Origin of the sequence: Acaryochloris sp. IP29b_bin.137, from assembly GCF_028285745.1 — a bacterium.
Taxonomy (GTDB): domain Bacteria; phylum Cyanobacteriota; class Cyanobacteriia; order Thermosynechococcales; family Thermosynechococcaceae; genus Acaryochloris.
In genome coordinates this window covers 1-6,692 of the sequence record NZ_JANQOP010000235.1, presented here as the reverse complement: position 1 = coordinate 6,692, position 6,692 = coordinate 1, and the positions used below count along the sequence as shown (strand labels likewise).

The 6,692-nt window shown below is 48.6% G+C and carries 8 protein-coding genes; 6 read left to right on the top strand and 2 right to left on the bottom strand.

Annotation, left to right across the window (positions count from 1 at the left end):
* Positions 1-172: 172 nt before the first annotated feature.
* The 5 genes from Q0991_RS16685 to Q0991_RS16665 all read left to right on the top strand — a co-directional run bounded on the left by Q0991_RS16685 (position 173) and on the right by Q0991_RS16665 (position 4,106).
* Positions 173-481: a DUF6439 family protein gene (locus Q0991_RS16685; protein ID WP_366524981.1), complete on the top strand. Its 309-nt coding sequence runs from the start codon at positions 173-175 to the stop codon at positions 479-481.
* Between the two features lie 113 nt (positions 482-594).
* Entirely contained in the window at positions 595-1,191 is a 597-nt protein-coding gene (locus Q0991_RS16680) for a hypothetical protein (protein WP_299490327.1), read from the top strand.
* A gap of 226 nt (positions 1,192-1,417) precedes the next feature.
* The gene (locus tag Q0991_RS16675) at positions 1,418-2,467 is read left to right on the top strand and encodes a hypothetical protein (protein WP_299490326.1); all 1,050 of its coding nucleotides are present in this window, start codon (positions 1,418-1,420) and stop codon (positions 2,465-2,467) included.
* A 134-nt stretch (positions 2,468-2,601) separates the two neighbouring features.
* Positions 2,602-3,123, top strand: a complete 522-nt coding sequence (locus Q0991_RS16670) for a hypothetical protein (RefSeq protein WP_299490325.1) — start codon at positions 2,602-2,604, stop codon at positions 3,121-3,123.
* 95 nt (positions 3,124-3,218) lie between these two features.
* A complete protein-coding gene (locus Q0991_RS16665; RefSeq protein WP_299490323.1) occupies positions 3,219-4,106 on the top strand; it encodes a 4-hydroxybenzoate solanesyltransferase in 888 nt (295 codons plus the stop codon).
* A gap of 3 nt (positions 4,107-4,109) precedes the next feature.
* Here Q0991_RS16665 and Q0991_RS16660 read toward each other — a convergent pair whose 3' ends face one another.
* Together Q0991_RS16660 and Q0991_RS16655 are read right to left on the bottom strand one after the other, a co-directional pair.
* Complete coding sequence (locus Q0991_RS16660) at positions 4,110-4,592, bottom strand: zf-HC2 domain-containing protein (protein ID WP_299490322.1); 483 nt, start codon at positions 4,590-4,592, stop codon at positions 4,110-4,112.
* 250 nt (positions 4,593-4,842) lie between these two features.
* Positions 4,843-5,505, bottom strand: coding sequence for a sigma-70 family RNA polymerase sigma factor (locus tag Q0991_RS16655; RefSeq protein WP_299490321.1), 663 nt, complete (start codon positions 5,503-5,505; stop codon positions 4,843-4,845).
* 160 nt (positions 5,506-5,665) lie between these two features.
* On the opposite strand from Q0991_RS16655, the gene Q0991_RS16650 reads away from it, so the two are divergent.
* A complete protein-coding gene (locus tag Q0991_RS16650) occupies positions 5,666-6,493 on the top strand; it encodes a thiazole synthase (RefSeq protein WP_012163982.1) in 828 nt (275 codons plus the stop codon).
* Positions 6,494-6,692: the final 199 nt, after the last annotated feature.

Here is a 6,692-nt window from a genome sequence, read left to right as displayed (position 1 = left end):
AGGTATAGATCAAAAAACAATATTGGCAGTCACCAACGTCGCAGGAATCGCTAGTGGGCATTGTAACAGGGATTTCTGTATCAGCCCAGTTAAAGTCATAGGTTCAGTTCAATGCCTGAGCCTGACACAATTAGGATACCCTCGTTACAATCAATGTCAGGCACAAACGAAAATGAATATGTCTCCCCATTCCTCCACTCCGCTGTCTGAGCAATCTGCCTCAACAGAGGCCACGCTTGAAACAGCCCGCAAATTAGTAGAACAGTTAACCATCACCTCAGGGGACTGGCACCGCCTCAAAGGCAATCGTCGAGCGAGGGCGTTAGAACAAGCATCTACGGCCATTGTGTTCCTTCTCAATAATCACACGGAAGAAGGACTCATTCGCTTACAACAGGCAGTGGGTTGGCTAGATCGCTCTATCAGTGCTCCCCCATGCCCAACCCACGGGCATGGATCTCAAGGCAAGCCAAAACCTTAACGTTTACACTGAGTCAACTCCCAAGCCAATGAAGGCCTTAAGTCTTTCTAAGCGAATACCAATAACGGATGAAGGCGTTTAGAATTCAAGCAAAGCTAGCTTCTCCTTTGAGTATGAAACTTGGAAAAGTTGTTAAGTCAGACTCACACTGCGACTACGTCATCCAGGTGGATGATGATATGGAAGTATTGACCCCTCCCCGCCCAGATGACTACGGATTTGGCTGCTTCGTCAAACTGGAAACCGAAGAACGACATTGGGCTGTCGGCCTGATTTACAACTCTCAATTGTTCAACCCAGCTTATTTGAACTCTGGCCCCCGGTTGGTAAGCCAGCCTGATCCCTTCTTTACGCCAGACTTAATTCGGGAAACTAGAACCCTATTATGGTGTGTCCTTATCGGTGTTCTGGTGCACGATCAGTCAGATGCATATGGAGATCAAGGGATTCCTAGTTTGGTCGTCCCTGTTAATACACCCGTTTGGACGATGACAACCGATGATATCCATGCCTTTCACTTAGATCGCAAACATCAACCTCAGTTTGGCTATTACAGCCATCTGTTACGCTCTGGGGGAGCCTTTGCCTCACAGCTAGTGGAGCAAGTTTTAGGGCAAATTAGCCCCTTGTTTGAGGGAAGCGATCGCAGAGCCCTTGATATCCTCCGCAAAGAATTGTCCTGGAAGCATACGATGGGCTTGATGAAATAGATTCTGTGGCTATGACTTTAGAGTTGCCCTCAAAATAAGCAATAAAAAACCGACAAACTGAACCAAGTCTGTCGGCGTACTGTGTGTTCCCCATTGACGACTCAGATAGCACCGAGTCTCTTGTAGTATGGCAATTGTAGATGGGTCCAGGCAGGATGTGGATCACGAGGACTTCGTGATCTTTATCACCGTCGATATTTTGAGTAGTCAGTAGTTTGTTTTTTCTATGCTGAGCGAACAGCAACAAGATGGTCATTTGCTAACCTATCCTCCCGCAGAGCCGATTGGACGTGCAAAACGCCTCCTTCATGTAAATGGGGTAACCAGTTCAGCAGAACGACAAATACAGGATCTAGAAACGCTAGTCTGGTTGACCCTCGATCGCCCTCTCGACATCGTCGGCATCCATAACAGCACCTCTGGATATCAAGGGGATCTACTGGAATCCATGATGGGCAAGGCCGAACTCGCTCAATTTTGGCCAGAGCGACTCTCTGTGGACAATGACAAACGGCTGCAAAAATATGCCGATATGCTGAAACTATTGTGTGAACGCACCCTCCCTCCCGACACCGACATCCTCACCGAGCTACAGCAACAGCCCCAAAATTCAGCCATTACGCTAGGAGATGTGGCTCAAAAGCTGCCCTTTGACCTAGATATTGTTCGGAAGCTGCCTTTTATTCAAAACATGAATTGGAACGATTTCGAGGCATATTTGTACGGTAGTTATCCAGCCGGAACCCCACGCTCCATTTTTCGCTTAGCCTATGAGGTAGTTCAAGGGATTCGAGCCGGGTCCGAGGTGATCATCCTCGCCCATAGTCAGGGCAGTATTATTGCTGCCCAGGCCCTTCATATCCTGCAGCGATTCTTCCACCCCTATACCAAATGGATTGAGGCCCTGCACTGCATTTTTTATGGTCCCGCCGTAATGGTGGATGATCTCCCTCCCCTATTGAGACCTCAAACCGTTTTGATTCAGCATCGTCAAGACCTAGTGGCTGAAGCCTTTAGTAATCTCCGCCATGTCGATTTGTGGTCGAATCTGCAAAATCAAGTTAAATCCTTAATGGAGCGATCCGATAGTATTTTTGCGCTTGGACAAGAGGATTCCTTCCACAGTGCTCGTCATTATTTAGGGCAACTAGAGACGCCCGATAGTAAGCAGGCGGCACAGTTGTTGCAACGCTTACTCATCGAAGATTGGCAGACCAACCCAGTCATTCAGGCTCTGGGCTCAACTCGCATCATTCTAGAGTCCAAGCCCCAGTGAATACCGTACTTTGTCGTTTTATTGCAATTGACTTGCATTTTGTTTCAAGAACCCAAGAATTTCAAGGGTTCTCGTTAGGCTAGCTGTAGGAGGGTTATTCACCTTCGATAGATGGTACTAGGATCCGCAATATTATGAGCATTGCCGCAAAACCCAACACGTTCGTTAGCAGCCCCCTTAATTTGTCTACGGCTCGCACAGCAATTGTCGTAACCTTAATCGCATGGATCAGCGCCAGCGCCCTCATGGATTTCGTGATTATGCCGGGGCTATATGTTTCTGGGATGATGTCCAATTCTGGATTCGCTGCGGCTGGGGATATGATTTTTTCGATGTTTAATCGGGTCGAACTCGCTGCTGGTGCCCTAGTCCTCACAGGTACTCTGCTTTGGTGGGCGTTAACTCCTGGGTTCCCTGGAAGACAATCAGCCATCGCGTTAGCATCGGTCCTGTTTGTCATCCCATTCATTTATACGTACGGTCTGACCCCACAAATGAGTGGATTGGGCATACAGCTCTCTTTATTTGAAACTGCAGTTGTCCCCGAATCGATGGATCATCTGCACTATGTGTACTGGAGCTTCGAGGTGCTCAAGTTAGCCGCAGGTGGTGTACTGCTGTCTTGGCTATGGAATAATCAGCCCCAAGCGGTTTGAACCTAATTCATCTGACTTTTCTGGCCGTTTCATCCTCTGATCCCATGTCATTCAATCTTTGGCATGATTAGTAATGGAATTCATGATGAAACAGCATGGCTCGCCTTCAGTCCAAACCCTCCACTCCCACCTGGTTTGCAATTATCAAGTTATTGCGTTGGGATAAGCCAGAAGGTCGGTTAATCCTGATGATCCCAGCCTTATGGGCTGTAGTATTAGCGGCCCAAGGTAAGCCTTCTCTTGGACTGGTCACCATCATTATTGCCGGTAGTCTGGCGACCAGTGCGGCTGGCTGTGTTGTCAATGATTTGTGGGATCGAAATATTGATCCCCAGGTTCAACGGACTCGGACTCGACCTTTAGCGGATCGCTCTCTGACGATTCGGGTGGGTTTGGCGGTTGCCTTTATTGCATTTGCTTGTGCGTTTGGTCTGTCTCGCTTTCTCAACCCCCTCAGTTTTGGATTGTGCGTTGCTGTCGTCCCTGTGATCATTTGTTACCCGTTAGCCAAGCGATTTTTCCCTGTCCCTCAATTAGTCTTAGCCATTGCTTGGGGCTTTTCAGTGCTAATTAGCTGGAGCGCAGCAGTGGGCAATCTCAGCGTAGGCACCTGGTTGCTTTGGGCTGCGACCGTGCTGTGGACCCTTGGTTTTGACACCATCTATGCCATGCCTGATCGCCCTGACGATCGACGCTTGGGTATCAACTCTAGCGCCTTATTTTTTGGTCGCTATGCAGAAGCCGCTATTGCCACCTTTTTGGTGGGGACCGTTGTTTGTTTAGGCGCGTTAGGATATAGCCTCAATCTCCACTTTGGCTATTGGACATCCTTGGGATTGTGTACCTATCTCTGGTTGCGACAAATCTATCGGCTAAGACGTAAGAACTTGGTGCCTAGCGCCTATGGCCAACTGTTTCGCCAAAATGTTTGGATAGGATTGCTCCTATTGTTAGGGATGATTGCGGGGTCTCTGTTGCGTTAATCCCTAGGGTGCATCCGTGTCGGAAACGCTGGCAACGGGGATATCCACTGGAGAGCGCTCAATTGCAATCAGCAGATCCGAAGGTTGTAACGTGTCAGGTTGAGACTGTGCAACAGAGGACATTCCGTTCTCAGGCCTCTGAGCTGTTTGAGGGACTAAAGATCCGCCTCCAGAAAAGAGCCCTGAAATCGCCGCGACTGCGACGGCAGCAGCAGTGCCTACTGTCGCCCAAATGGCTAATTTCGGTTTACGCTCTACTCGGGCCAGCACATTTTCTACAGTTTGTTCTGCTGATGCAGAAGCCGGTATGGGAAGAGCCTGGACCCCCCGCTGTAACTGCTGGAGTTGCTGATAGCACTGGTTAAACTCGGGGTCAGATGCTAGCCAAGCTTCCACTTGCTTTCGTTCAGCAGCAGAGGCTTCTCCATCCAGATAGGTACTGAGAAGCTCAAATCGATCAAATTCTATTGTTTTAATGTCATCCATAGCAGTATCTCACTTGCCCGATTGGGAGGTTTAGGTGGAAAGAATATTCCACCTTGCGTCATTCAGAAGGTGATAGGTATGGTCATCTACCTGAGACAAAAAGCTGATACCAGGTCGGTATCTCAAGCAAGCGTTTCATGAATGAAAGCCCTGATTTAAATCTAACGTATGTTTAGGGGACAGACAAAGAAGTGTAAAGGTTTTTTCGTCTATATCCTTAGAATGATCAACTTTGATGAAGAATTTAACGTTAACCTTTAAGATATTTTTGTAATTGCCCTTGGAGCCGCAAACGAGCCCGAGCAATCCGAGATTTGACGGTTCCTAGGGAAACACCAGTGATTTCAGCAATTTCCTCATAGGCTAAGCCTTCGATTTCTCGCAGAACAATGGTGGTGCGAAATGCTTCTGGCAGCTCTGCGATCGCATCATTCAGCTGACCATAAAACTCATGGGTGGCTAGACTCTCATCTGGCCCTGGCTCGCCTGAAGCAATTTCCCAGGCAATATCGCCGTCTTCCATGGTCAGCCGAGCATCGAGAGACAGCGGACTACGGTGACGTTTACGCTTGCGGAGTTCGTCGTAAAACAGATTGGTGGTAATCCGACTCAACCAACCTCGAAATTTAGCAGGCTCCTTCAGGCGGCTAATATTGCGATAGACCCGAATCCACACTTCTTGGGCCAAATCGGCACGATCGTCCCAGTCGGGGGCCAGGTGATAAAGCACCCGATCGACATGGGACTGATACCGCCGGAGAAGTTCTGTAAAGGCATCGCGATCGGGGTGCAACCCAGCTTGACAAAGTTGCACCAGCTCAGAGTTGCCAAGTTTCGCTGCTGGTATTTGCACGTGGGGTTCTGAATCCTCAACCCTAACCCTTGTCCAAGATACCTGAAGACTGGCTGTCATGAATGGAATTGACCATAATTACACCTGCCCTTTCTGACGCAGGGGATAAATAGGGGGTTCCCATGACCGCAAGTTGGTTTCTTATAATGTGAGATACTTCACTAGCCTAGCGGCAGTTTCCCTTCATTGCTGAACTTTTCTTAGACCTTTATCCTTGGCTATGCAAACCATTGATTCTTCCTCTTCGGCTGCGACGACTGAGACCCTACAAATCGGTCATCGACAGTTCCAGTCAAGGTTAATGACCGGTACCGGCAAATATGACGATTTTGAAACGATGCGGCGCAGTATTGCGGCCAGTGGTTGTGAAATTGTGACTGTCGCTGTGCGTCGGGTGCAAACCAACGCCCCTGGACATCAAGGCTTAGCTGAAGCTGTGGATTGGAACAAGGTATGGATGCTCCCGAATACCGCTGGTTGCCAAACAGCAGAAGAGGCCGTTCGGGTCGCCCGGCTCGGTCGAGAAATGGCCAAGCTGTTAGGGCAAGAAGACAATAACTTTATCAAGCTAGAGGTGATCCCAGACTCTAAGTACTTGCTACCTGATCCCATCGGCACCTTGGAGGCGGCTGAACAATTGGTTAAAGAGGGGTTCGCTGTTCTGCCTTATATTAATGCCGATCCCCTGTTAGCTAAGCGCCTAGAAGAAGTCGGCTGTGCTACCGTCATGCCCCTTGGATCGCCTATTGGATCGGGGCAAGGGATCAAAAATATGGCCAATATTCAGATCATTATTGAGAATGCCACAGTACCAGTCGTCGTAGACGCCGGCATCGGTTCTCCCAGTGAAGCAGCACAAGCCATGGAGATGGGGGCTGATGCAGTGTTAATCAATACAGCCATTGCTAAAGCCCAAGATCCAGTGATGATGGCAACTGCCATGGGGATGGCCACCCAAGCAGGACGATTCGCCTACCAATCGGGACGCATCCCAGTCAAAGCCTATGCCAGTGCCAGTTCTCCCTTGGCGGGTCGAATTTCTAGCTAGGGAAGAAGTTTCTCTTTTCCGCGACTAGCTTATTAAAAAAATCTAAAGGCTCTTCTCACAACCTGAGGATAAAAAAAGAGATTATGACGTTCTCGTTACAGTAATGTTCGTTATAAAACGGATGAAAATGCTGTCACCACAAACATTTGGTGTTGTAGGCGGTCTGTTATAATTCGTGAAACTTAATGAACTTTCTTTA

Bases quoted from the DNA above. Each gene is read 5' to 3' on its own strand.
- Q0991_RS16685 (WP_366524981.1), top strand. From the start codon at position 173: ATGAATATGTCTCCCCATTCCTCCACTCCGCTGTCTGAGCAATCTGCC.
- Q0991_RS16680 (WP_299490327.1), top strand. From the start codon at position 595: ATGAAACTTGGAAAAGTTGTTAAGTCAGACTCACACTGCGACTACGTC.
- Q0991_RS16675 (WP_299490326.1), top strand. From the start codon at position 1,418: ATGCTGAGCGAACAGCAACAAGATGGTCATTTGCTAACCTATCCTCCC.
- Q0991_RS16670 (WP_299490325.1), top strand. From the start codon at position 2,602: ATGAGCATTGCCGCAAAACCCAACACGTTCGTTAGCAGCCCCCTTAAT.
- Q0991_RS16665 (WP_299490323.1), top strand. From the start codon at position 3,219: ATGGCTCGCCTTCAGTCCAAACCCTCCACTCCCACCTGGTTTGCAATT.
- Q0991_RS16660 (WP_299490322.1), bottom strand. From the start codon at position 4,592: ATGGATGACATTAAAACAATAGAATTTGATCGATTTGAGCTTCTCAGT.
- Q0991_RS16655 (WP_299490321.1), bottom strand. From the start codon at position 5,505: ATGACAGCCAGTCTTCAGGTATCTTGGACAAGGGTTAGGGTTGAGGAT.
- Q0991_RS16650 (WP_012163982.1), top strand. From the start codon at position 5,666: ATGCAAACCATTGATTCTTCCTCTTCGGCTGCGACGACTGAGACCCTA.